General features: G+C 59.3%; 20 protein-coding genes and 1 pseudogene. 10 read left to right on the forward strand and 11 right to left on the reverse strand.

Annotation, left to right across the window (positions count from 1 at the left end; genetic code table 11):
* Positions 1-8 precede the first annotated feature (8 nt).
* A complete protein-coding gene (gene hydA, locus ASC75_RS07765; protein ID WP_055972610.1) occupies positions 9-1,430 on the forward strand; it encodes a dihydropyrimidinase in 1,422 nt (473 codons plus the stop codon).
* Between the two features lie 294 nt (positions 1,431-1,724).
* The gene (locus ASC75_RS07770) at positions 1,725-3,887 is read left to right on the forward strand and encodes a bifunctional diguanylate cyclase/phosphodiesterase (RefSeq protein ID WP_082496455.1); all 2,163 of its coding nucleotides are present in this window, start codon (positions 1,725-1,727) and stop codon (positions 3,885-3,887) included.
* Between the two features lie 94 nt (positions 3,888-3,981).
* On the opposite strand, the pseudogene ASC75_RS25345 reads toward ASC75_RS07770, so the two are convergent.
* Positions 3,982-4,119, reverse strand: a pseudogene (locus tag ASC75_RS25345) (IS6 family transposase); the annotation flags it as partial.
* 594 nt (positions 4,120-4,713) lie between these two features.
* Here ASC75_RS25345 and ASC75_RS07775 point away from each other — a divergent pair.
* Entirely contained in the window at positions 4,714-5,247 is a 534-nt protein-coding gene (locus ASC75_RS07775) for a VOC family protein (RefSeq protein ID WP_055972726.1), read from the forward strand.
* Between the two features lie 271 nt (positions 5,248-5,518).
* Here the strand turns inward: ASC75_RS07775 and ASC75_RS25350 are convergent, their stop codons facing one another.
* A complete protein-coding gene (locus tag ASC75_RS25350) occupies positions 5,519-6,325 on the reverse strand; it encodes a helix-turn-helix transcriptional regulator (protein ID WP_162244909.1) in 807 nt (268 codons plus the stop codon).
* A 127-nt stretch (positions 6,326-6,452) separates the two neighbouring features.
* Between ASC75_RS25350 and ASC75_RS07785 the strand changes: the two genes are divergently transcribed.
* The gene (locus ASC75_RS07785) at positions 6,453-7,112 is read left to right on the forward strand and encodes a GntR family transcriptional regulator (protein WP_055972619.1); all 660 of its coding nucleotides are present in this window, start codon (positions 6,453-6,455) and stop codon (positions 7,110-7,112) included.
* A gap of 200 nt (positions 7,113-7,312) precedes the next feature.
* On the opposite strand, the gene ASC75_RS07790 is transcribed toward ASC75_RS07785, so the two are convergent.
* The gene (locus tag ASC75_RS07790; RefSeq protein ID WP_055972622.1) at positions 7,313-8,590 is read right to left on the reverse strand and encodes a hypothetical protein; all 1,278 of its coding nucleotides are present in this window, start codon (positions 8,588-8,590) and stop codon (positions 7,313-7,315) included.
* Positions 8,591-8,875: 285 nt separating this feature from the next.
* Positions 8,876-9,793, reverse strand: coding sequence for a helix-turn-helix transcriptional regulator (locus ASC75_RS07795; protein WP_055972624.1), 918 nt, complete (start codon positions 9,791-9,793; stop codon positions 8,876-8,878).
* A 494-nt stretch (positions 9,794-10,287) separates the two neighbouring features.
* On the opposite strand from ASC75_RS07795, the gene ASC75_RS07800 reads away from it, so the two are divergent.
* The 5 genes from ASC75_RS07800 (at position 10,288) to ASC75_RS07820 (ending at position 15,042) form a co-directional block, all read left to right on the forward strand.
* The gene (locus ASC75_RS07800; protein WP_200943442.1) at positions 10,288-11,097 is read left to right on the forward strand and encodes an ABC transporter ATP-binding protein; all 810 of its coding nucleotides are present in this window, start codon (positions 10,288-10,290) and stop codon (positions 11,095-11,097) included.
* Positions 11,094-11,951 carry an ABC transporter permease gene (locus ASC75_RS07805; protein ID WP_200943443.1) on the forward strand — a complete coding sequence of 286 codons (858 nt, stop codon included), beginning with the start codon at positions 11,094-11,096 and terminating at the stop codon, positions 11,949-11,951. Before ASC75_RS07800 ends, ASC75_RS07805 begins: the two co-directional genes overlap by 4 nt.
* A 52-nt stretch (positions 11,952-12,003) precedes the next feature.
* Positions 12,004-13,041: an ABC transporter substrate-binding protein gene (locus ASC75_RS07810; protein WP_082496458.1), complete on the forward strand. Its 1,038-nt coding sequence runs from the start codon at positions 12,004-12,006 to the stop codon at positions 13,039-13,041.
* A gap of 4 nt (positions 13,042-13,045) precedes the next feature.
* Positions 13,046-13,876, forward strand: coding sequence for an alpha/beta hydrolase (locus ASC75_RS07815; RefSeq protein WP_055972630.1), 831 nt, complete (start codon positions 13,046-13,048; stop codon positions 13,874-13,876).
* Between the two features lie 194 nt (positions 13,877-14,070).
* Positions 14,071-15,042 carry a fumarylacetoacetate hydrolase family protein gene (locus ASC75_RS07820; RefSeq protein ID WP_055972633.1) on the forward strand — a complete coding sequence of 324 codons (972 nt, stop codon included), beginning with the start codon at positions 14,071-14,073 and terminating at the stop codon, positions 15,040-15,042.
* 259 nt (positions 15,043-15,301) lie between these two features.
* Here the strand turns inward: ASC75_RS07820 and ASC75_RS07825 are convergent, their stop codons facing one another.
* The 7 genes from ASC75_RS07825 to ASC75_RS07855 form a co-directional block, all read right to left on the reverse strand.
* The gene (locus tag ASC75_RS07825; protein WP_055972636.1) at positions 15,302-16,363 is read right to left on the reverse strand and encodes an ABC transporter ATP-binding protein; all 1,062 of its coding nucleotides are present in this window, start codon (positions 16,361-16,363) and stop codon (positions 15,302-15,304) included.
* Positions 16,364-16,385: 22 nt separating this feature from the next.
* A complete protein-coding gene (locus tag ASC75_RS07830) occupies positions 16,386-17,207 on the reverse strand; it encodes a carbohydrate ABC transporter permease (RefSeq protein ID WP_055972639.1) in 822 nt (273 codons plus the stop codon).
* Positions 17,207-18,091 (reverse strand): sugar ABC transporter permease, encoded by an 885-nt coding sequence (locus ASC75_RS07835; protein WP_055972643.1) that lies wholly within the window; start codon positions 18,089-18,091, stop codon positions 17,207-17,209. Before ASC75_RS07835 ends, ASC75_RS07830 begins: the two co-directional genes overlap by 1 nt.
* A 240-nt stretch (positions 18,092-18,331) precedes the next feature.
* Entirely contained in the window at positions 18,332-19,660 is a 1,329-nt protein-coding gene (locus ASC75_RS07840) for a sugar ABC transporter substrate-binding protein (protein ID WP_055972649.1), read from the reverse strand.
* A gap of 19 nt (positions 19,661-19,679) precedes the next feature.
* Positions 19,680-20,528, reverse strand: coding sequence for an ROK family protein (locus ASC75_RS26685; protein WP_055972651.1), 849 nt, complete (start codon positions 20,526-20,528; stop codon positions 19,680-19,682).
* 5 nt (positions 20,529-20,533) lie between these two features.
* The gene (locus tag ASC75_RS26690; protein ID WP_055972654.1) at positions 20,534-21,220 is read right to left on the reverse strand and encodes a putative N-acetylmannosamine-6-phosphate 2-epimerase; all 687 of its coding nucleotides are present in this window, start codon (positions 21,218-21,220) and stop codon (positions 20,534-20,536) included.
* Positions 21,221-21,289: 69 nt separating this feature from the next.
* Positions 21,290-22,036, reverse strand: coding sequence for a GntR family transcriptional regulator (locus ASC75_RS07855; protein ID WP_055972656.1), 747 nt, complete (start codon positions 22,034-22,036; stop codon positions 21,290-21,292).
* A gap of 281 nt (positions 22,037-22,317) precedes the next feature.
* Here ASC75_RS07855 and ASC75_RS07860 point away from each other — a divergent pair, with 281 nt between their 5' ends.
* The gene (locus tag ASC75_RS07860) at positions 22,318-23,850 is read left to right on the forward strand and encodes an FAD-dependent oxidoreductase (protein WP_055972659.1); all 1,533 of its coding nucleotides are present in this window, start codon (positions 22,318-22,320) and stop codon (positions 23,848-23,850) included.
* Positions 23,851-24,375 lie beyond the last annotated feature (525 nt).

A 24,375-nucleotide genomic window follows, 5' to 3' on the forward strand; every position in this document is an offset into this window, starting at 1 on the left:
GAGCAATTATGCACGAATTTGACCTGGTCGTCAGGGGTGGAACGGTTGTAACCGCGGCTGACACCGTACGGGCGGAAGTCGGCATCAGCGCTGGTCGCATAGTGTCCGTTGGACAAAAGCTGGGAAGCGCAGCCAAAGAGATCGATGCATCCGGCCTTCTCGTCATGCCTGGCGGCATAGACAGCCATGTACACCTTGCCCAACCTTCCTCTGGAGGCACGAAGATGGCCGACGGTTTCGAAAGTGGAACCCGTTCCGCCATTGCCGGCGGCAATACCACGGTATTGCCATTCGCCTTGCAGCCACGCGGCGCCAGCCTGCGGGCGAGCGTGATGGAATATCATCGGGAGGCCGACGGCAATGCGCTCGCCGACTACGGTTTTCATCTGATTGTCAGTGATCCCACCCCCAGCGTTCTCGGGCAAGAGCTGCCCTCGCTGGTCGATGACGGCTATAGCTCCTTTAAGGTTTTCATGACCTATGACGATCTCGTGCTCACTGATCGCCAACTGCTGGAGGTCTTTGAAAGCGCTCGCACTTGCGGTGCCTTGGTCATGGTTCACTGCGAAGGATACGACGCAATACGCTTCATGACTGAGCGACTAGAGCAGGCCGGCAAAACGGCACCCTACTATCACGGGGTCTCTCGGCCGCAATCGGTGGAGCGCGAAGCGACGCATCGCGCAATTAGCCATGCCGAACTAACTGACGTGCCAATCATGGTGGTTCACGTCTCCGGTCGCGAAGCGATGGAGCAGGTCCGCTGGGCGCAGCACAAAGGCCTTAGAATTCTCGCGGAGACGTGCCCGCAGTATGTCGCGCTGACGGCGAACGACCTCAAGGGTCTCAATATGGATGACAGCGGGGGCAAGTATGTGTGCTCCCCACCACCGCGCGACGAGGATAGCTGGAAGGCGATCTGGGAAGGCATCCGGACGGGGGTGTTCCAGACTTTCTCGTCCGACCACTGTCCCTACTATTTCGATGGAAGCCAAGGGAAGAAAAATGACAAGGCGCGGACGTCATTCCGATGGGTTCCCAACGGCATCCCGGGCGTGGAGGTTCGTATGCCGATCCTCTACTCCAAGGGCGTCGTGGAAGGCCGCATTACCGTAAATGAGTTCGTCGCGCTGACCTCGACCAATCACGCTAGAATCTACGGCCTCTACCCGCAGAAGGGCTCAATCGCTCCAGGCTTCGATGCTGACATCGTCCTGTGGGATCCCAATCGTAAGGAAACTATTCGCCAAGAGATTATGCATCACGGCTCCGACTATACGCCTTACGAAGGAATGACGGTAACCGGTTGGCCAGTCATGACCCTCCTGCGAGGCAAGGTGATGATGCAGGACGGCAAGATCATCGGCGAACCAGGCGACGGCTCCTTCCTGAAGCGGCGCAGGTCGCCATATGCAACCATTGGGACATAGCGCATGCGTTCAGGTTGGCATCCCTCACGGCGGCCAAATCAAAGCTGACGCCCGGATTGATCTCGGCGAAGCACCTTAGAGCCAGGCCGAATGGACGGGTCAAGCTTCATCGCCGTTTGCACGCCAAACTGTTCCGCGAAAGCATAAAGGTCGAGCGGTTCGTCGTGGCCTACGCCAATACTCGATTTGATGACAAATTTAAGAGGGAAATTAGTGAATTCTTATTGAGCGACAACTTAAGCGATCTGATAAATTTGTCCCAAAGAAGTGACTGTTCCTTTCGAGAGCTTTTCAATGGCGGGCGGCGCTCCTCCCTCTTCTCCCGGTTTTTCGGGGCATAAAAAAAGAACAATCATTGTTACTGCTGTGCTTTTCTCACTGGGCGTAGCAGCTGCATTAGGAGTCTTCGTCAGTAGCGCCATTTATTCCATTGTGCGTACTGCCGATGAACTCGATGAAAGCAGGGCAGCTGGTGCAGTGGAGTCCGCGCTAGAATCATTGCGGTCGCAGATGGCTGGTACTGTCAGGGACAACGCATTCTGGGACGAGGCTTATCGCCAACTGGCGTCGCCAACCCGAAATGCCTGGCTTATCGAGAACTGGGGCGTCCCATCTCTCGACTATCCACTCTATGATATGGCCTTGGTAATTGGACCCGACGACAAGTCCCTGTTGCACTACCGCTACGGAAAGCCAATGGACGGGCGGCCTAGCGAGTATTTCGACAGTTCCTTTGCTCGACTTGTGGAGCGGGCGCGCTCGCCTGATAGTTTGCAAGGAGACGTCCATGCGGCTTTCATCGGAACGGCGGATGGACTCGCTCTAATCGGAGCCGCACGTATCCGGCCCTTCCTTCAAGGCATTTCGCCGCCAGATCCTTATGTTCTGATATTCGGAAAGTATTTAGACTCCAAAGCTCTGAACGAGACAGCGCGAAAATTCAACCTCCGCGGTCTTCAGCTGACCAATGGCCGGGTGGAGGGCACGATCGCGGCGCCGTTAAAGGATGTCGAGGGGAATAGTGTAGGCTTCCTTAGCCTTCCCTCAGAACGACCTGGTACACTCAGCTACGAACGGGTTCGTCCGCTCCTTTTTGGAGCAGCTGCCGTGCTGCTCTTGCTGATCATCGGCATTGGCATGATTGGTTTGCTATCGGTGCGCTCACTCGCCAGGGAAGAGGCTCGCGCGAGACAAAATTCTCTCCACGACCATTTGACCGGCGTACTCAATCGACCGGGTCTTGCCGAATACGTCGAACATCTCGCGATACGCGATGGGCAACGTTCGGCGGGAATGGGTTTGTACCTGGTAGACATCGACGGGTTCAAAGCCATCAACGACCTCTGGGGGCAACAGGTTGGCGATAAGCTGCTGCGAGCTGTGGCCGCGCGTTTAACCAAAAATCTCCCACTTGGATCAGCGATATCTCGGCTCGACGGTGACGCGTTTGCAATTGTGGCGTGGACGAATGCCTCCGAAAACGCCGCCCATTGGCTATCGGCGGTCAGTGAGGTGTTCGCAGAACCATTCACGATCGGACGACACGAAATCGAGATCGGTGTCAGTATTGGCGTCGCCGAAGCCGTGCTTGCAGGAGCAAGTTTTCACCACTTGTTGCAACAGGCCGAAATGGCTCTGCATCAGGCCAAGCATGGGTCAGGTGACACAACCGTCGTATTTAGCCCGGATTTGGAAGCCCAGCTTTCCGAACAAGGGAAGTTAGAGCGACAGCTGATCGAGGCACTGGATAGGCGCGAACTCAAGGTAGCGTTCCAGCCCGTCGTCGACGCATGCAGCGGGGATATTTGCGGCGTAGAGGCCTTGGCGAGATGGAACAGTCAGGCTGGCCCAATCTCTCCGGAGGTATTCATACCCGTCGCAGAGAGGGCCGGTCTCATTGGGATGCTAGGATCCCAAATTCTGGAAGAAGCTATAGCACAAGGCTCACGCTGGTCGGAGTTGCAGATCGCTGTCAACGTTTCACCGCTGCAACTCCGTAATCGATACTTCGCTGGAGGCCTAAAGGCCACTCTCGATGAGTTTGCGTTTGAGCCGCACCGCTTGACAATCGAACTCACGGAGGGGGTTCTTATTTCGAACACCGATCAGGCAAAAAGATCTATCTCCGAGCTCAAGGCGCTCGGAATTAAGGTTGCTCTCGACGATTTTGGTTCCGGGTTTGCGAGTATCGGTTCTTTGCGTCAATTCAGCTTCGATCGTGTCAAATTGGACAAGTCTCTTGTCGCCAACATCGAGCACGATGCCCAGGCTGCAGAAGTGCTGGCCGCTACTATCAATCTGGTGAATGCTATCGGGATCCCTGTGACGGTCGAGGGAATTGAGAACCGGTACCAGGCGGAATTTGCCCGTCAAGCCGGTTGTCATCAATTGCAAGGCTATTGGTTTTCAAAGCCTCTCTCGAAGGAAGAATTGGCCAAGCGGTTCTTGTCACCATAATGTTGCTCCCAGTCCCATCTGCAACACGGGCATAAATTTCGGTTGTGTCGCAACGTTCCTTCCAGACAAAGGGCCGCTTCTCGCCTGACGGATTTCAGGCGGCGATTGCCTCAAATTGCTCCTTGATCGTCGGTGCCGGGTTGAGGGCGAAGCGTCCTTGCCGCTTACGCATCATGTGAACCATTTCGATGCCGGCTAGGGTGGCGTCGGCCGATGCGAATGATTTGAAGCCTCGACGAACATCCGATAGAGATGCGCCCGCGACATCCTAAACCGCTGCATCAGCAGTGCTGGTGCCAGCGTAGGGTCGGCCAGGTCTGCGCCGATGAAATCAAGCTTGGCGCAACAGCGGGCCAAAGCTGCGCTACTGGCTGGTGCGGTACTGCCTTGCGCCAGGCAGGATGCCAGCAGCGTCACCGCGGCCTCGACATTCTGGAGTTGAACGGGCGCAACCTCCCCGACTGTCCGGGACAGGCTTATGATGAAGTCGGGGAGCAGTGCTGCAACAGGTGAACGCGCCGGCGGCACCACGCTATGCAGGGTGCGACCCGCCTGTGGTGAGTTCGAACTGTCGCGGGCCAAGAAGATGGACCTAGTCGAGCCTGGCCCCGCCTTGACGCCGAACTTGCCGACGGGAAAGGAAGTAAGGACATCAGCCGGATCGGCTCGCTGCGTCACGGTAACCCGTGCGCATGCCGTATCAATCCGTCTTACAGCACGTTCGAGGTCACCCCGACATGTGACTGACAGAATGAGGCATTTGCGGATACTCGACCCAACGGCTTACGCCCGTTTCAAGGAGTCAAGCCTGAACAGGAGAATAGCAATGCTGTGCAAGAAACTACATCACGCGGCATATCGTTGTCGTGACGCGGCCGAGACCGTCAAGTTCTATACTGAGGTCCTCGGCTTGAAGTTTACTCATGTCATGGGCGACGATCACGTCCCGTCAACGCGCAAGTACAGTCCCCACATTCACATCTTCCTCCAAATGGAAGACGGGAGCAACATAGCGTTCTTCGAGTGCCCGAAAGATCCGGGAAACATGAAAGACCTGGAGATGCCTAGCTGGATCCAGCACTTCGCATTCGAGGTCGAGAGCATGAATGTTCTTCGGAAGGCAAAAGAGGACATTGAAGCGAAAGGCATCGAGGTCGTCGGGATTACGGACCATGAAGGGGTCATGAGCTCGATCTACTTCTTCGACCCGTCCGGTCACCGACTTGAATTGGCCGTCCAGACCCTGACTGACCACGATGAGATTGCTCGCCACGCAAGGGAGGCACCAAAGCTCCTCGCCATCTGGAACGAGACACACGACTGGTCGGTGGGGCTTCCAGCTTCCTTGTCGATTGATTAGCCCGAGACCGGCGACAGGGCGCGCGTAGCAAAGTTGGGGAGCCACCTTCCATTCAGGGTGAATCTCATGGCTAGCGCGCGCACTGGCTCCCCATCCGGTCGTCGCATTGTGACGGTGCAGGAATCGGACGGATCGGCCGACGGAGCGCTGTTCAGGCTCGCTGCAGGAATCACCGGCGACTTGCCGCGCCGAACAACCCCGACGCCGCACGCCGAGCGCTTTCACAAGTGACGATGATCCGTCTCAGTTCCTCGCGCACCGATACAAGGCGTTAGGCGGCTAGCTGAGGCCCGAAGGCAACAAGCCGCATGAGCTCGTTCTGGCTGCCGATACACAGCCGACTGTAGGCGCGTTTGCGGTATGTCAGCACCGTATTGATGCTTATTCCCAGCGTCAGGGCTATGCCCTCGGAGGTAAGCCCACGAAGAACCTGTACGCACACCTCTCGTTCGCGATCGGTCAACCCGGGAGCCCTTTCCTTCAACATCCGGGCATACTCCTCGGAGTCGGGCGGGGCGGTTACAGAAGCAGGCTCCTTCCACATATGCCTACGAAGTATTGCAAAAATAAATCTTGATATTTCTCGTAAATGATTGAGGGACGATTCCGAGAATTCATCGTCTTCTCTTCGGTACAGGTTCAATGAAATACGGTCATTTTCACGAAAGTTGTTTATAGACAGGCGTTTTGAAACGCCTACATTCGTATAACACTCATTCTTGTATTTACTATTCGCTACATCTGTAGCCGAAGTCTGAGCAAAAAGTAGCTTTCCGTTGGGCACCGCCTTGCTGCATGGCAAGACAGGATCAAGTCGCCAGAACAGATCAACATACTTCTGGGCGCAATGTCTTGCCTGGGGCGTTGCCTCCCCGCCTTCCGCTAGAACGCTCTTAGGTGAACCCCCGTTAGGGAAATAAAATGCCGAAACATGTTCGCACCCGGAAATCGACCTCAGGTAATCGAACAGTTTTCTGTCAAGATCGGACCTCCCGATCAGATCGATCAAGTCGGCCAGGTCATTTGGACCACCGCTCTCGTGATGCAAATTCTCTAGTACATCGGCCTTCAATGACATTCGCTTTCTCCCAAGGTCGGGGTGCTGCGGGCAGTCATCCGGTCTCCTCCCAGACGACAAATACATTCTTGCATACAAGAAAGCATACACATAAGGTTTGTCAAGGTAACGTTGGGAGTCTCTCTGAATGGCACGCAACCAGAGCCTCTTGAGCGGCTCCGTATACGAACGGCTCAGGGAGGAGATTCTGAGTGGCGTGCTGCGTCCCAACGAACCGCTGGTCGAGAACGAAATTGGTGAGCGGCTGATGGTCAGCCGAACGCCCGTTCGTGAGGGATTGCAAAGACTGGCTGCTGAAGAACTGATTGTTCCACGAAGGCAGGGTTGGGCGGTTCGCGAATGCCGTCCGGAAGATGCCATCTGCTTCATGGAGGTCAGAATCTGTCTGGAAGGCTTCGCTGCCAGCCTTGCTGCCAGCCGAGCGGAAGCAATCGACATCGCTGAACTGGAAACGATCCACCAACAACACTTGATGACCCTTCCGGAAAACATAGCCTCAAGGGTATCGACCAATCGAAATTTTCACCTGGCGATTATTAGGATCGCCCGGAATGTAGAGTTGGCGAAAGCGATCCGTTCGGCCACTCGATATCAATTCAACCACCTCGTCGCCCGCGACGCCTCGGAGGAAGTGATGGAGCGCGGTAATCGCGACCATCAAGCGATCCTCGATGCGATAAAGGCAAGGAACGCTGCAGCGGCCGAGGACATGATGCGAAAACACATCATGAGAACCTCGCGCGAGGTTCTCATGATCCCGGGTGCCTACGTACCTCCTTATTCGTAGTGAGGTATTGCCCTCTCTGAAGCAGACAACCGATTGCAGAGAGTATTTGGAGCCCCTCATCAAAGCGCTAGTCTATTTGCTATGCGGCCTTATGCGCCGATTTCCAGCGCCGCACGACCTCAAGACCTCGGCGCTCGAGACGGCGGTGGCCCGGTTGTGATGGCCCGGCCGGTATCTGTCCGGCCGGGTCCCTTTGCCGATCAGGCGACCGGAAAGTGGCCACGCAACCAGTCGACGATGACTTTCCTAGCAGCCGGACGGCCGCCCTCACCCTCAGGGCCGTCGAAAAAGCCGAAATGGTCGCCATTGACGAGTTTGAAGTCCTTGTCCTTCGCTGGCGATTGGTCGTAAACCTGTTTCACCTTGTCGGGATGCACCGTGTTGTCGCCCCGATATGCCAGCACAAGCGTCGGCGTCTTCACCGCCGGCAAGTTTTCCAGCAGCCTTGCCCGCGATGTGGCTGCCGACCATGAGCTTAGCCAAGCGCGTGGATCAATGATCTTCGACGTATGCATCGAATAGTTTAGCAGGTCGGGGCGGTACGCGAAAAGCGAGCCATAGCTGCGGCCGGGCTCCGTTGTCGTTCTGTCGACGCTTTCCGGATTGGCGTCCAGCCGGTGGATGGTTATCCGCTGACCCTTCCCTGCGATCGCTTGGCGCCGGGCCAGCAACCCGGCCGCATCGTTGCGCCCGGCAGTAGCCTCGGCCAATTCATCGCGCGCACTCTCAGCGCGGATCATCGACCAGGCCAGCGCGTCGATGCGTGACGAGCGCGCATCCTGAGCAGCGCGGTACCGCATCAGGAAGTCGGAAGAATACTCGCTCGCCGTCGGAGGTTCGCGAAAGCCGTTCTCGGGGCTGTAGAGATCGAGGGCCGGGTCACACGAGGTCGGGTCGTCCTCGTCCGTGATCGAGGGATCGATCCCGTCCCGCATCCAGAGCCCCGCACCAAGGTGCGGCCCGAGGAAGATAAATCCATCCGCCGTCGGCATGTCGAACTTGTTCAGATCGAAGGGGTCGCCGGCAACTGTCGCGGTCAGGCGACCCGGAGGCTGCGTGGTGGCCTGCTTGTGGTAGAACGCGAACATCGATGCGCCGCCGCTGTTGCCGACCAGAACGATGTTTTCGTAGCCGCGCGAACGCAGGAATTTCAGTCCGGCGGCAACATCGGCCAGGAGATGCTCGTGGATCGTCGTAGCCGAAAGGTCGTCGCCTGGAGAGCGGCAGATCTGGCCGAAGAATGCATAGCCGTTCCCGACGATACCCGGCACCATGTAGTGCCGCGTCATATCGGCCCGGGGATGCATGACGAAGAGCACGGTCTTCTCCTTGCCCTTCGAGTACAGCACTCCGCGCGACTTGCCTCCGTCTTCGGCCTCGATCGGAACAGATTCCGCATTGGCGCCGGATGGCAGCGCGTCGTAGCTCAGGAAATCGAGACCTGGTGGATAACGCAAAGCCCTTATCTTCATGATCATTCCTCCTATGTAGATCAGAATTCTCGTACCGGTGGCGCGCGGCAAACGTCGGCAAAAACCCGACCCGTCACGAAACAGCCGGGCGATTGCGCTTCATATGAGCGTCCGGGCGTGGAAAACTGTGACCCGATCGTACGATTTTCGTTAGTGGGCAGAAGGCGTGAGGTGCTGCGCAAAAAAGGACAGCGTCGCTATGGCATCAATAGGGGCATCCATTCGCAGGGATCCTGCGGGCGGCCAGCCATGGTTCATGTAGTGGCGTGCCCGCTGCAGCAACCAACCCGATCATATCTCTGAAGCGAGCTGGTTTCTTCGGACAAGACTTGGTGTCATACCGCTGCGGCGAACGAAGAAGCGGGTGAAATGGGTGTGCTCACTGAAGCCGAGTTCCTCGGCGATCTGCTTGATCGGCAGGTCGGATTCCACCAGAAGCTTCATCGCGTAGGCGATCTTGACGCTTTCGATGTATCGACTTGGGGAGGTTCCGACACATTCCCTGAAGCGCTCGAAGAACCGGGATCGGGAAAGCCCGACCTGGCGCCCGAGTTCTTCCATATTCGCCAATTGCTTATCGATACCTATTTTCGAGAACGACTTTTCGCCGTCGATATGCCTAAGGGCACGCGCCACCCGGAAATCGATCGCCGAGCCGTCGCTTGCCCTGTCAGACCCGCTGCCGCCCAGATAGGACCGCCCCATCGCAAGCGAAAGATCGCGCACCAATTCCACTTGGTGTGTCTCATCTGTCGGGGAATAGCACAGAAGCATCGCGACGATGCGGGCGGCGGCGATCCTGACCTCTTGGGTCAATGGTTCCTCGGTATTGGTGAACTTCCGTCCCAGTCGGATTCCAGCTTCTTTGTAGACCCCGCCAAGCCAATCAGAATCGACATGCGCTGAGAGCGCTAGCATCGGAATCCGGGTCAGATGGCTCTTGGCATGGGTCTCTCGCGGATTCAGGATCAGGACATTGTCGTCGCGGATGAGCTTTGGCCCCACTGGCGTATCCAGTTCGACATCCGGTCCCCGGACCTTGAACATCCACGTGTAGTTAAAATGCAGATGGTGGGAAATGGGCCGCGAGATCAGGCTGACTGCAACTTGTCCGAAGGGTCCGACAAAGCCGCGATATTCGGTCGGAAGGCTTTTCTCTTCCCTGCCTTGCTCTGCCGCGCGCGCGCCCATCATGTCGATCTCTCGCATGACCTAATCCGTTTCAATCAGGCGCACTAGGTAGGAACGGGCGTAGTCGCAAGGGGTCACGCCAGCAGTCGTGGCGCGGCCTGCCAAGCCATAGCTTTGGCAACCCTGCTTGTTACCTGTCGCCCGGCCCCAGAACTTACGGCCATCAGCGTCGCCCGGCGGCGAGCCGGGAAGAGCTAGTGTACGACGTACATTGAGATCAGCTTTCAGTGTCACATTCCCATGTGATGTCGGTTCCTGTCTCAGAGACTAGCATCAAGACCATTCTACTGCAGTAGCCGGCGCGAGGAGGATCATCCTGTGGAGCGGGACGTGTATCACTTTGTGTGAGAAGCTTGTGTTAATTATCAAAAAACGCGAAAATATGAACAAATGGTCTCAATTTTTCCAACAAAGACGCATACATGTGCCATGCTTCACGGATCACTTATCATAGGTGGTTGTGGGCATGAGCAAGGCTCCAGATCTAAAACCTCTTCAGAGGGAGGCTGTTGATGTTGGTCGAACCAAAGATGCATAATTTGCAGGCTCAAATTATAGCTCGCCAGCTTGAAAAAGAATTTTCTTCCCCGACAGGCACTACTCTCGCCATTGCCAATGTGGATCTGGTCGTAAACAAAGGTGAGTTCTGCTGTATTGTTGGACCGTCCGGCTGCGGTAAGACAACATTATTACGAATTATCGCAGGTTTAGAGAATCATACAGGCGGTAATCTTGAGATTTCACATTTTGATCAATCCAAGCCGCTAAACTCGATGATCTTTCAGGAGCAGTCGATATTTCCGTGGATGACAGTCAAGGACAATGTCGCCTACGGCCTGCGTCGCCGCGGCGCCAGAAATATCGAGGAAATCGTCGCCTACTACATCGACAAAGTAGGTCTCCGGACCTTCCAGAATTCCTATCCGCACCAGTTATCTGGCGGCATGAAGCAGCGCGTATCGATCGCTCGTGCGTTTGCGAACGATCCCGAAATCCTGCTGATGGACGAACCCTTTGCGGCCCTGGACGAGCAGAACAAATCGCTTCTTCAGGAGGAGCTGCTGCGTATTTGGGAGGAGACACGCAAAACAGTTCTCTTCATCACCCATTCGATAGACGAAGCGGTTGTGCTTTCTGATCGGGCCTTAGTAATGACGGCGCGGCCCGGAAGAATAAAGTGCGACTTAACAATCGATATGGCTCGCCCGCGCGGCGCCTATGAAATCAAAAGCCGGTCTGGATACGGAGAGATCAGCAATCGGATTTGGGGGGAGCTTCGGGATGAAGTCCTGGCCGCCAAGCAGAAGATGGAGGCGTTGTGAGCATAACGGTATCTGCCCAGTCGCGTGTAGATGTGAAACGTCATGTCATTCGGCCCGCTAACAGCTCCTCCCGGAGCGGTTTACTCAGACGTAACGGCGAACGTCTCGTCGCGCTCTTCATGCCAGTTGCCTTGCTGCTGATATGGGAGATCCTGGGCCAGCTTGGATTGATCGATGCCCGGTTCTTCCCGCCGCCGTCGGATATCGCTGGCGCCTTCTATGATCTCACTTTCAATTCCGGCTGGGAGGGATCGCTCTTATTTCAGGTGCAAACGAGCCTCGCCCGTGCCTGCATAGGGTTCCTGATAGGCGCCTTGCCGGCAATTGCTTTGGGTGTGGTGATGGGTCTTGTGCCTCTTGTGCGGGCCGCAGTGCAGCCTGTTGTCGGCGCACTTTTTCCAATCCCCAAGGTCGCAATCTTGCCGTTGATCATGCTGATATTTGGTATCGGTGAAGCATCAAAATGGGCAATCATTGCGATTGGGGTATTCTTTCAGGTGCTAATTGCAACATCGACGGGTGTTAGAAACATAGAAAAAATCTATCTTGATGTTGGACGCAATTTCAAGGCAAAAAAACTTGCCGTTGCATTCACGATTGCGTTGCCAGGAGCTATGCCTACCATTTTTGCTGGCCTCAGGCTTGGGTGGGGAATTTCCCTGCTTCTTCTTGTTACCGCGGAGATGGTCTCCAGTGACTCCGGTATCGGCTTCCTTATCTGGCGTGCATGGCAGACGCTCTCGATCGAAGAAATGTATGTCGGGCTCGTCACCGTCGCAATTCTCGGCACGATCTCCTTCTGGTTGTTCGACGCCGCGGAGCGCCTGCTAATCCCATGGAAACAACATACGTAGCTGCGCCGGTATTCCGGGAGCGCAACGTCTCGACAGCGGAGGAAATATCAGAATGTCCAGATACATGGCGGTGAATATAACGCGTCGCAAAGCCATCGCGCTGCTGGGCGCGGGGTTTGGAATGGCTGCGACAAAAGCCCGGTCGCAAAGTGGCGCAGCTCAGGAGCGCGTCAAAGTGCGCATGGGCATCATCTCCGCGCTCTTCGACGCACCTTCGTTGATTGCGTTGGAGAAGGGCTACTTCCAGGAGGAAGGCCTCGATGTGGAGGTGACAAAGTTTGCTACCGGAGCAGACGAATATCAGGCCCACGCGACCGGCATCATCGATGTTGCAACCAGCAGCGTGAATGTCGCGCTGCTCAATGCCAAGCTGCGGGACATCGACCTCAGCGTTGTTGCCGGCGCCGGCAACAATACCCCCGACCATGGCTTCATCAGCGTTGTGTTGAGCAAGCAGCTTATCAATAGCGGTCGTTACAAAGGGTTGGCCGACCTTAAGGGCATGAAGATCGCCACCGGTGTCACGTCCGCCCCCCACTGGGTGATCTCGGAGGTTGCTCGCAAGGCGGGGCTTCAGAAGGACGACGTCAAGTATGTCAGCTTGGGCTTTGCCAACGTCGTTGCCGGACTAAGCAACGGGGCCGTCGATGGCGCATCGGTGGCCGAGCCGCTCGCTTCGCTTCTGATGGAGCGGGCGGGCGTCACACGGATAAGCTCGATCGACCAGGTTTTTCCCAATTCCCCGGTCGGATACCTGGTGTATGGCCCGGCGCTAACCAAGGACAATGTCGATGCCGGAAACCGTTTCATGGTCGGTTACCTGAAGGGCGTGCGCGACTATGGGCAGGCTTTCGGATCGGCGCAGACCGATAAGGAGCAAATCCTTGCGATGCTCCGCAAATACAACATCGAAATCGCTCCTGGATCGCCATCACTGTTCATTCCGGAGGACGCCGCACCCTCCCTCGAGTGGGTCGATGCATTCATCGACTGGCAAATCGAGATGGGTACGCTGCGCACCCGCCTCGATCCGAAGTCGATCATGGACGATAGCTTCCGACAAGCTGCATTAACCAAGCTCGGAAAGTAACGCGATGCCTCATGTCAATTTGAACGGACAGAAGATTTACTATGAAGACACCGGCGGCGACGGTCCGGCCGTGGTTTTCAGTCACGGTTTCCTGATGGACCATGCGATGTATCACGCGCAGGTCGAGACATTGCGCCCGCGGTTTCGCTGCCTGTCCTTCGACCAGCGCGGCTTCGGCTTAACCAACGGCGACGGCAAGCCCTTTACCTTCTGGGACTCGGCGCAAGACCTTCTAGACCTGATGGCTCATGTTGGCATCAGCAAAGCCGCCCTGGTGGGATTGTCCCAGGGCGCGTTCATTTCCATGCGCGCCGCTCTTTTGGCTCCCGAGCGGGTGACCGCACTGGTCCTGATTGCGACCCGCTCTGGTCTGGATACTGACGAGCAGAACGAAAACTTTAGGCAATTGGCAAAAGAATGGTTGCAGAACGGCAGCGCCAATGTGGAGCAAATGCTCTCCAGCCTTCTGATCGGCGACGAACGTCACGCATCCGCATGGATGTCGAAGTGGAGAAACATGGAGCGCGACAGCCTGGTCCTGCCGGTCAATGCACTCGTCGAGCGTGACGATTTTACCCCTCGTCTCCATGAGATCGCGGCGCCAACGCTCGTCGTTCACGGTTCGAACGACATCGGTATCGATGTGTCGCATGGCAGAAACCTCGCCGCCGACATCAAGAACGCGAACTTTGTAGAAATCGAGGGTGCCGGGCATGCCCCACCTGTCACCCATGCGGCGGAAACCAGCCAAGCGATACAGCGTTTCTTGGATGGCCTGCCCGGCGCTCTGCTGCAAACGATGCGTCGCGAAACGGCTGCTTCCGGCAGCATCTGACAGATCGTAAATCCAGGGCACGATCAGCGAGACTGGAGCTGGCTCCGGTCTCGCCGTTTCTGTGTGGGCTTCGGTCAGGAGCGTCGGACGCTACGGTAGATCGCAGTTGTCCGCACCGCGTGTCACCGTGGCATGTGATCCCCAATCCGGATGAGCCGTTTAGGATGGGCCATTCCATTGTGAACGGACAACCAATGAAACTTGCATCCTTGAAATCTGGACGTGACGGCGTCTTGCTCGTCGTATCCAAAGACCTAAAAAGTGCAGTACGTGCCGACGGTATTGCGCCGACCATGCAGGCGCTGCTGGATGAGTGGGACGCACTCTCGCCGAGGGCCGAAGAACTTTATGCGAAATTGAACCGGGGCGCGGCGCGGAACGCGTTTGCTCTCGATCAGACAGAGCTCGCTGCCCCACTGCCTCGGACGTTCCAGTATCTCGATGGAGCCTGCTATCTCAGCCATATCCGGCGCAACAGGATGGCTCGCGGAGAGAGCCTTCCTGACGACCTGGATGCAGTTCCACTGATCTACCAAGGCATCTCATATGGTTTCGGTGCTTGGAACGACCCAATTACCGGGCAGGATGAAGCTGACCTGATCGACTTCGAGGCAGAAGTCGCGGCTATACTGGGCGACGTTCCCCGGCATGCGAAGGCTCCGGACGCGTCGAAATATATCCGTTTGTTCTGTCTACTGCAGGATACGTCTCTTCGTCGAATCGTACCGTTCGAGGTGAAACGGACTTTCGGCCTGCTTGTCGCCAAGCCGGAAAGCGCATTGGGCCCGATAGCAGTCACTCCGGATGAGTTGGGTGATCTGTGGGATGGCTCGCTCGTCGGCGGGCGCATGGCGGTAACGCTTCGCGGGAGGCAGATTGGGAACATCGATACCGGGCTCGGAAGCCCGTTCAGCTATGGCGACGTCATCGCCTACTGTGCACAGACACGCAATCTCGCCGCGGGCACCATTCTTGGGCTTGGCACCGTCTCGAATGACGATGATTCAGTCGGGTGCGCCTGTATCGGTGAATATCGGGCGCTGGAGACCCTCAAGACTGGAAAGCCGACGCTCGACTTTATGAAAAAGGGAGATGTCGTTCGACTTGAATTGCTCGACCGCGACGGAGTGTCCGTGATGGGCGCCATCGAACAGCGCGTGGACTAGGCAGAGGCAAAGCTCATTGAGTGGCGGCAAACGGCTCGACGACCGCCTGAAGATCAAGAATATGAGTGGCCGTTCTGGAGGGAAGCCAAGCTTCTATAGAAAAAAACACTAGCCATGTGGCCGGCGGCTCGAACGGTCTTGGCCCGAAGCTCTCGAAGAACTGAACTCGTGACCGCGGGATGCCGCGCTGGATGCGTAGCAGGCACTTTCGCGTCTAAGAAGTCCTTTCCGCATGACCTGCGGTGCGAGTTTTTTGCTCTCAAGCAGTCCGGGCGATAGCTGATTCGTCGGCGTCAAACAGTGACGCGCGCAGACCGTTAATGGCGATGCCGACTGTCTCGCCGATGCGCACAGTGGTGTCGGCGGGCGCGTTAACGTTGATCAGGCCGAGCCGGTCGTTACGGACAAAGACGCTGGTGTTGCCGCCGAGATATTCGGCGACCTCGACAGTGCCGCGGCAATGGCCTGCCTCTGGTGCGACAAGGCTGAGATGCTCGGGTCGCACGCCGAGCTGGGTCGGCGCGCCGGAGAAGGCGATGGACAGCGTCCCCTGTCCGGTGAGGTCGAGCTTGCCGTCACCGGATGGCGTGCAGCCGAGCACGTTCATCTTGGGGCTGCCGATGAACTGGGCGACGAACAAATTGGCAGGGCGCTCGTAGAGCTCGTGCGGGCTACCGTGCTGCATGATGCGGCCCTCCTTGAGCACGACGATGCGGTCGGCCAGCGTCATTGCCTCGACTTGGTCGTGGGTGACGTAGATCATTGTGGCGTCGAGTGCGCGGTGCAGTTTGGCGATCTCAAGGCGCATGTCGACGCGCAGTGCTGCGTCCAGGTTAGACAGTGGCTCGTCAAACAGGAAGCCGACCGGCTGGCGCACGATGGCGCGACCGATGGCGACGCGCTGGCGCTGGCCGCCCGACAGTTGGCGCGGGTAGCGGTCGAGCAGGTGGGTGAGCTTCAGTGTGTCGGCGGCTTGGTCGACCTTGGCCTTAATGACGTCCACCGACAGTTTCGCCAGCTTGAGCCCGAAACCCATGTTCTGGCGCACCGTCATGTGCGGGTAGAGTGCGTAGGACTGGAACACCATGGCAAGCTGGCGCTCGACCGGCGGCGCCTTGGTGACGTCGCGGCCGTCGATGGTGAGGCTGCCGGAGGTGGTTTCCTCAAGACCGGCAATCATGCGCAAAAGCGTGGACTTGCCGCAACCGGACGGGCCGACGATGACGACGAACTCGCCATTGGCGATGTTCAGGTCAAGATCCTTGATGATCTCGGTTTCGCCATAACGCTTGCCGGCTTTCTGGAGCGAAATCGTACCCATGGAACCTCCTCGGGAAACTGTGTCAACCTTTGACCGCGCCTGCCGTCATAGACCCGCTGATCTGGCGGTACATGATGAGCCCGAGCAGCATGGGCGGCAGCGCGCCGACGACCATGACGGCCGAGGCCACGCCCCATTGCACGCCGCCGCCGCTGGCGGCGAAGAAGAACGAGGCGCCGACGGTGATCGGCACCGCCTTGGACGTGGTCAGCATCAGGCCGAACAGGAATTCGTTCCAGGCGGTGATGAAGCCAAAGATCAGGCTGGTGACGATGGCCGGACGGCATAGGGGCGCGATGACTCTGGTCAAGATCTGGAAACGCGTCGCGCCGTCCATCAAGGCCGCCTCGTCGAGTTCAGCAGGCAGGTCGCGGATGGCGTTGACCAGGATGACGAGTGCGAGCGGCAGATTGACGATGGCGAGGATCAGGCCGAGGCCGAGACGCGTGTCAAGCAACGCCAGCCACTGGAACATCATGTAGAGCGGGATGGCGAAGATGATCAGCGGTACGGCGCGCAGGTTGACGATGAGCGGCAAGAGCGTGCGTTCGCCGAGCTTGCCGCGGGCGATGGCATAGGCTGCCGGCAAGGCGAGCGCTACCGCCAGCAGCGTGCCGAGCGCAGCGACTGCGACGCTGTTGATCAGGTAAAGGAAGATATTCAGGCGGTCGGACACCGTGAAGACGGTGGCGTAGTTTTCGAGCGTCGGCGCATAGACCCAGAGGCCGGGGTTCGTCGACAGCTCGCGCGCGCTCTTGAATGAGGTTGACAGCGTGACGAGGATCGGGAAGTTCATCGCAAGGGCGGCGATGGTGAAGACGATCCAGCGAAGGGTGTTGACCATCACCGGGCTCCCTTGCGGCGGGCGGCAAGCGCGTTGAGGCCGTAGAGCACGGCGAACGACACCACGAACAGGATGACGGAGGCTGCGACCGCCTTGCCGATGGCGCCCTGCTTGAAGAAAGCCTCGTAGATGTAGATCGACAGCGAGGCGGTGGAGCCGCCGGGGCCGCTGCCGGTCAACACATAGACATTGTCGAAGACGCGGAAGCCGTCGATGAAGCGGATCAGCAGGGCGACCACGATGGTCGGCGCCATCAGCGGCAGCTCGATGTACCAGAGCCGGTGGCGGTAGCGCGCGCCGTCCATGGCCGACGCCTCGACGATCTCCTTGGGGATCGCCTGGTAGGCCATGTAGAAGAGCAGGAATGCGAACGGCGTCCACTGCAGCGTCTCGACGACGATCAGCGTCCAGAAGGCCGAGGCGGGGCCGAGGAAAGAGAAGCTCGCGCCGAACCAGGTCCAGAGATAATAGGGGACCGGGCCGACGAATTCGTGCAGCACGAGACGGTACATCAAGCCGACGAGCGCCGGCGCCACCATCAGCGGCAGCATCAGGATCGCCATCAGCCAGCTGCGCTTTTCGATCAGCGGCGACAGGAAGATGGCGAGGAACAGGCCGAGCGCGCATTCGAACACGGCTGTCAGCAGGCCGAAGCGAAACGAGAACCAGCTAGCTTGCCAAAAGGAACTGTCTTTCCAAACGGCGGCGAAGTTGGAGAAGCCCGTGATCTCCGGGCTGCGCAGGGTCTCGAAGCTGACCTCGGAGACCGAATAGACGAGGTTGACGATCGCCGGGAAGCCCAGGAAGACGAGCAGGAACAACACCAGCGGGACTGCCAGCAGCCGGAATTCGGACGAAGGGGCGCGTTGCGAAAGCGTTGTCATCAACAATCGATCTAAGGCTGGCATTCCAATGGAAGCAATGGCGGCTCGCGACCCCTGCAACAGGGTCATCAGGCATGCACTCTGGACAGGTTCAGGATTCGGCACCTCGAACCCGCATGGGCCGGAAAAATGGGTGCCAGGATTGCCCGATATGCGCTGGGCATGGAGTGCGGGGAGATGCCGAATCCTGAACCTGTCCGAGTGGCCGGCGGCGGCAGGCCGCCGCCACCGGCCAACCGATTATTTGAGCAGCCCGGTCATGCCCTTTTCGGTGTTGGCAAGCGCGTCGTCGAGCGACTGCTGGCCCGACCAGTAGCCGGTGAACTCCTTGGCCTGGAGCTCGTAGACTGAAAGCGCCTTCGCCGAGGTGCCGCCGTTCATGACGTAGCCGTATTTGCTGGCAAACTCGCCGAGCTTGACCAGGTCCGGACGTTCGGTCGCCACTTCCTTGACGACCTCGGGGGTGAGTGCCGGTGCGCCGTTGTTCTTGGCATAAATCAGGGCTGCTTCCTTCGATGACAGCCACTTGATGAAGGCCTTGGCGCCATCCTTGTTCTCGGCGTTCTTGTTGAGGCCGAAGCCGAGGCCGTGGATGTGGGTAAAGCGGCCCTCGGGACCTGCCGGCGGAGCGACGGTCTCGGTGACCTCGGCGACGGTGGGCGACTTCTCCTTGGAGGTCAGGTCGGAGGCGGCGGCGTTCCACTGCATCATCGCGGCGACCTGCCCGGAAGCATAGGCCGCATTGGCCTCGGCGAACTCGTAGGACAGCGAGTCACGCGGGGTGGCGCCGGCGTCATAGAGCAGCTTGTAGGTTTCGAGGCCCTTGCGATAGGCCTCGGAGTTGACCGAGATCTTGCCGCTCTCATCCATCCAGTTGCCGCCATAAGAACGCGGCAGCGACTGGAACACCATCATGTTGAACAGCAGGTTCTTGAGCTGCAGTACGGTGCCGTAGCGGGTGGGGCTGTCGGAGTTGACTGCCTGGGTGAAGTAGAGCGCGGTCGCCGCATAGTCGTCCCAGGTCCATTCGTCCGGGTTCTTCGGCTCGAGCTTCTTGCCGAGGTGCTTTTCGGAGATCTCGGCGAACTTGGCCTTGGCCGTGTCGTCCGTGAGCAGTGCGTCGATCAGGTCCTTGCGGTAGTACATGAAATGCATCGACAGGTCGGTCGGAACGCCGAACTGCTTGCCCTCATACTGCATGGTGGAGAGCACGGAGTCCCCGTAGACGGCCTTGGCTTCATCCGACAGCTCGACCGGCTCCATGAACGGCGCGTAGCGGCCGATCGAATAGGTGGCGAGCAGGTTGACGTCGAAGGCCTTGGAGCCCGCGGCGAGGTCGGCCTGCAGCTTGTCCCAGAAGCCGTCGCGGTTGAAGAACAGCAGCTCGACCTTGTTGGCGTCCGTCGTGTCGGACTTTGCGTTGTAGGCATCGGCGGCGGCGCGCAGCGCGGTCTCTTCGGGGCCGCCCGGCCAGCCGAGAACGGTCACCTTGGCGTAGGCTGGGCTCGCCATCAGGCTGGCGATCGCAGCTGCGATCAGGCCGCCCTTTCTGATCTTCGAAAATGTCATTTCGTGTTCTCCCTCTAGGTCAGTTCTGACGTCTTGCTAGATCCGCGATGCCCACGACGCCGGCGCTCTCTCCGAGCGCTGCGGCATGAAGCTGCGGGGTGAGCCGTGGAGGCAGGCTTCCCAGCGCCTGCCGGACGGATTCGAGATACCCGGGCGCAAGGCCGATGCCACCGCCGATGACGATGCGGGCAGGATCGAGCATGAGCTGGACGTTGCGGCACAAAAGCGCGGTCTGGCGCACCGAGCCCAGAACGATATTCTTCGCCCAACCGTGGCCTGCAGCCGCAGCCTCGAAGACCTCGCGCGCAGCGGCTCCAGCCTGATGCGGTGCTGCCTGTGCTGCCATCCAGTTGCCGGAGACGTGGTCCTCGAGCACGCCGTCTTCTTCGTCGAGAAAGCGAAGAAGACCGAAATGCCCGGCGAGCCCGCCGAGCAGGCGGCCGTTGACGACGATGCCGCCGCCAATACCGGTGGAGATGGTCAGGAAGACGAGGTCCTCGCCTTGGCCGGCGCCGCAAGAGAATTCGCCCCAGGCCGCGGCTTGGGCGTCGTTGGCGGCAAGCACTACATCCGTGCCGGAGAGCCTGCCTACGGTCGCGACCAGGGGAAAGCGGTCCGGAATGTCGAGCGTCTTGCGGTTGAGGGGCGACCAGCAGCCGCCGTCGATGATGCCGCTGACGGCGACGCCGACGGTGTCGTAGCAGCCGTTCCAGCCTGAGATCGCATTGAACAGGGCCGCCAGCCACTGCTCGGGGTTGCCGCTGCGCGGCGTCGGCATCTTGCGCGACTCGACCACCGCGTTGCCACGCACGAGGGCGGCGAGCATCTTGGTGCCACCGATGTCGAGCGCGAGAACGGTGTCGGCCATGGCAATCAGGCTCCAGCCTTGGCGATGGTTTCGTCGAGCGCGGCGCGGAACCAGGAGGTCACATATTCCGGCCGGGTAATGGCCGAGCCGACGACGACCATCGACGCGCCCGATGCCAGCGCCTGCTGTGCCTGGGCGGGAGTGCGGACATTGCCCTCGGCGACCACATAGGGCGTCAGCTTGCGCATCGAAGAGATCAGCGCGAAGTCGGGTTCGGTCGGCTCGACCGGGCCGGTATAGCCGGCGAGCGTCGAGCCGACGACCTCGACGCCCTCGGCCAGCGCCTGCTCGGCGTCGGAGATAATGGAGCAGTCGGCCATCGCCGCGCGGCCATGGGAATGGATGCGCTCGACGATCGCCTTGGTGGAGACGGGACGGACACGCTGGGTGGCGTCGTAGGCGATGATGTCGGCGCCGGCCTTGGCAAGGGCGTCAACATCTTCCAGCCTCGGTGTGATGCGGACGGGCGTGTTGTCGAGATCGCGCTTGACGAGGCCGATGATCGGCCAGTCGGTGGCGGCGCGGACGGCGGCGACATATTCGGCGGATTCGATGCGCAGGGCGGCGGCGCCACCGTCGATGGCCGCCAGCGCAAAGCCCACGACCATCTCGGCCTTGTCCATGGCGCCACCCTTCACGGGTTGGCAGGACACGATGAGACCATTGTCGAGGGCGTTGAAGTCAAGCGGCACGCGGGCATCTCCAGTGATGCCGAAACGGTAGCAGCATAAGACCAGATTGCAACAGGCATTTAACTGGTATTACCGCGTCAACTCGATGACAAAGTCGTAGACGTCACCGCGGTATTTAGTCTGGGTGAACTCGACGATCTGGCCGTCGGCGAGGAAGCAGCGGCGCTCCATAACCAGCAGCGAGGTGTCTTCAGGCGTGGCGAGAAGCTGGCGCTCCTCGTCGGTGGCGGGCTTGGCCTGCATGCGCTGCAGCGCCCGCACCGGCAGAGCGCCGGTCGACTCGAGGTATTCGTAGAGCGACTCCCTGACCGCCTGGGGATCGGGCACGAAGCGGGCGGGGAGCGTGGCGATCTCGATGGCGATGGGCGTGTCGTCGGCGGTGCGCAGGCGGCGAAGACGCACGACCTTTTCGCTGCCGGAGATGCCCAAGGCCATCATCTCAGCCGGCGAAGGGCGTGAAATCTCTCGTGAAATCCAGACGCAGCCGGGTTCCAGCCCGCGCGAACGCATGTCCTCGGAGAAGCTGGTCATGGTCGCCAGAGACTTCTCCAGGCGCGACGATACCACGGTCTTGGCGCCTTGGCGGCGGTCTAGCAGGCCGTCGGAAACGAGGCCGTCGATTGATTTGCGAACGGTGACGCGTGAGATACCGAGCGCATCGCACAGCACACGCTCGCTGGGGATGACAGCGCCGCGCTTGAGGTGTGCCGAGCCGATCGCCTGCTTGATGGCGTCTTCGAGCCTTCGGTAGAGCGGTTCACCGCTTTCACCCGAAAGCTGCCTAGCGAGGAAGTCGAGAATTGCCTGGTCGCCCATCGGAGCACCTGTGGAGAGTCGCTCCTTTATGCAGAATTTTTTTCAGGTGTTAAACTGGTATTGTTCTTGTCGCGTACATTTTAGGTGCCGCGCTGCCTGCGGGGCTCCTGCCAGGCGCTGCGCGCCTTCAGGATCCCGTGGCACCGGCTCGTCTGGAAGGGCGCGGTAATTTGCACCCGACGTGCGACGGAATCCATTTGCCTGGCGGAGGGAAAAGCGGAAAACTTGGTGAAACTGCGTGCTGGGCCAGCCTAGCACCATGTCTTGAAGGAGGGGAAATGATGGCGGGAAGTCATTCCAGTCCGAGCGGACCCGATCTTGCACTTGGGATCAAGAGCGACGAACTTCCCGACGGCGGCAGGCTGGTGGGGCACCGCGACGGCGAGCCGGTGCTTCTGGTGCGACGCGGGTCCGACATATTCGCTGTCGCTGCTGCCTGTTCCCATTACGGCGGACCGCTCGTCGAAGGCCTCGTTGTCGATCATACGGTTCGCTGCCCCTGGCATCACGCCTGCTTCGACCTGCGCACCGGCGAAGCGCTGCGTGCTCCGGCACTTTCGCCTCTCGCCTGCTGGGCAGTGGAGCAACGCGGCGACGCGATAGTCGTCGGCGAGAAACTCAAGAAGCCAGCGCAGGCGCCGCACGACAGCGGCAGTGAGCCTGCTCCGAAGAACATCGTCATCGTCGGTGGCGGCGCCGCCGGTTTCGCCGCGGCGGAAAGGCTGCGGCGGGAGCAGTACCAGGGATCGATCGTCCTGCTCAGCGAGGACGAGGCGTTACCGGTGGATCGTCCCAACCTGTCCAAGGACTATCTCGCCGGCACGGCCCCGGAGGACTGGCTACCCCTGCGCAAGCAAGGTTTCTACGCCAAGAACGGCATTGACCTACGCCTCAGTACCGCAGTCACAGCTCTCGATGTCGGCGGCAAGGAGGTGGTGCTCGCCGATGGTTCCCGTCTGGGCTACGACAGGCTGCTTCTCGCGACCGGCGCGGAGCCCGTTCGCCTGACCATCCCTGGCGCCGACAAGCCCCATGTGCATACGCTGCGCTCCCTTGCCGACAGCCGAAACATCATCGGGCAGGCCGCGTCAGCGAAAGCCGCCGTTGTGCTCGGCGCCAGTTTCATCGGTCTCGAGGTCGCCGCCGCCCTTCGCACCCGCGGTGTCGAAGTGCATGTCGTGGCGCCCGACAAACGGCCGATGGAACGGGTGTTGGGTCCTGAAATGGGCGATTTCATCCGCGCCTTGCATGAGAAACATGGCGTCGTCTTCCATCTTGGCGAAACCGCCGCGCGCATTGGCGCGAAGGATGTTCAATTGGCCAGCGGCGGCATGCTGGCCGCCGATCTGGTCGTGGCCGGCATTGGCGTGAGGCCGCGGATCGGCCTTGCTGAAGCGGCCGGCCTCGCCATCGACCGTGGCGTGGTGGTGGATGCCTGCCTCGAGACCAGCGCGCCGGGTGTCTATGCGGCAGGCGACATCGCGCGTTGGCCGGACCCGCACAGCGGCACAAGCATCCGCGTGGAGCATTGGGTGGTGGCGGAGCGTCAGGGAGCGACGGCTGCGCTCAACATGCTCGGACATCGGCAACCGTTCACGGATGTGCCATTCTTCTGGAGCCAGCACTACGATGTGCCGATCAACTATGTTGGCCATGCCGAGGGCTGGGACGCAGTCGAGGTCGAAGGCAACGTCGCCGCCAAGGACTGCCTCCTTCGCTTCAAGAGCGGAGGCCGCACATTGGCGGTCGCCACAATCTTTCGCGATGGCGCAAGCCTAGACACCGAACTCGCGATGGAGCGCGGCAAACTCTAGAGCCGCGCAGGTCGGTGTAGATGGGTGGCTACCGGCCCGTCGCGACGTCATACTGTCGGGCTTGACCGTTCATTTCGATCCGATCGGGCCCCGTTGGGCTGTCGCTCGAACAGCAGCGGCTCTCCGGTGCGCTGTGCATATCCATGACAAAGCCCAGAATGTCCTCAAGCCCGCGTTATCGTGGAGGTTTTCGCTCTGGATATCCCCTGCGATCTCGATGACGTTGATTGTTGCGTCGAGGATTGGCGGCAAAAGGTTTCCAGGAAGCGACCGTCAGGGTGAAGTCGCAAGATTTAGGCGTTCTTGATCCAAACAAGGCCGATCCAGATTCTGCCTGAAGGGCGCATGGCAAACGAGGTCTGTCGTCTCGCCGGGCAGGGAAGAAGGCGAAGTCGCCTGCTGTGATCGGCCAGCCGAAATTCGCGGTCTCTCACTTCACCCAGCACCATCCCAGGATACACCCGCGGATCACAACCTTTTGGGAAACGGCGAAGGGATTGCCTTCTGGCAGCGCCACCCGGATCA

It is taken from the genome of Aminobacter sp. DSM 101952 (assembly GCF_001424795.1).
GTDB classification, from domain to species: domain Bacteria; phylum Pseudomonadota; class Alphaproteobacteria; order Rhizobiales; family Rhizobiaceae; genus Aminobacter; species Aminobacter aganoensis.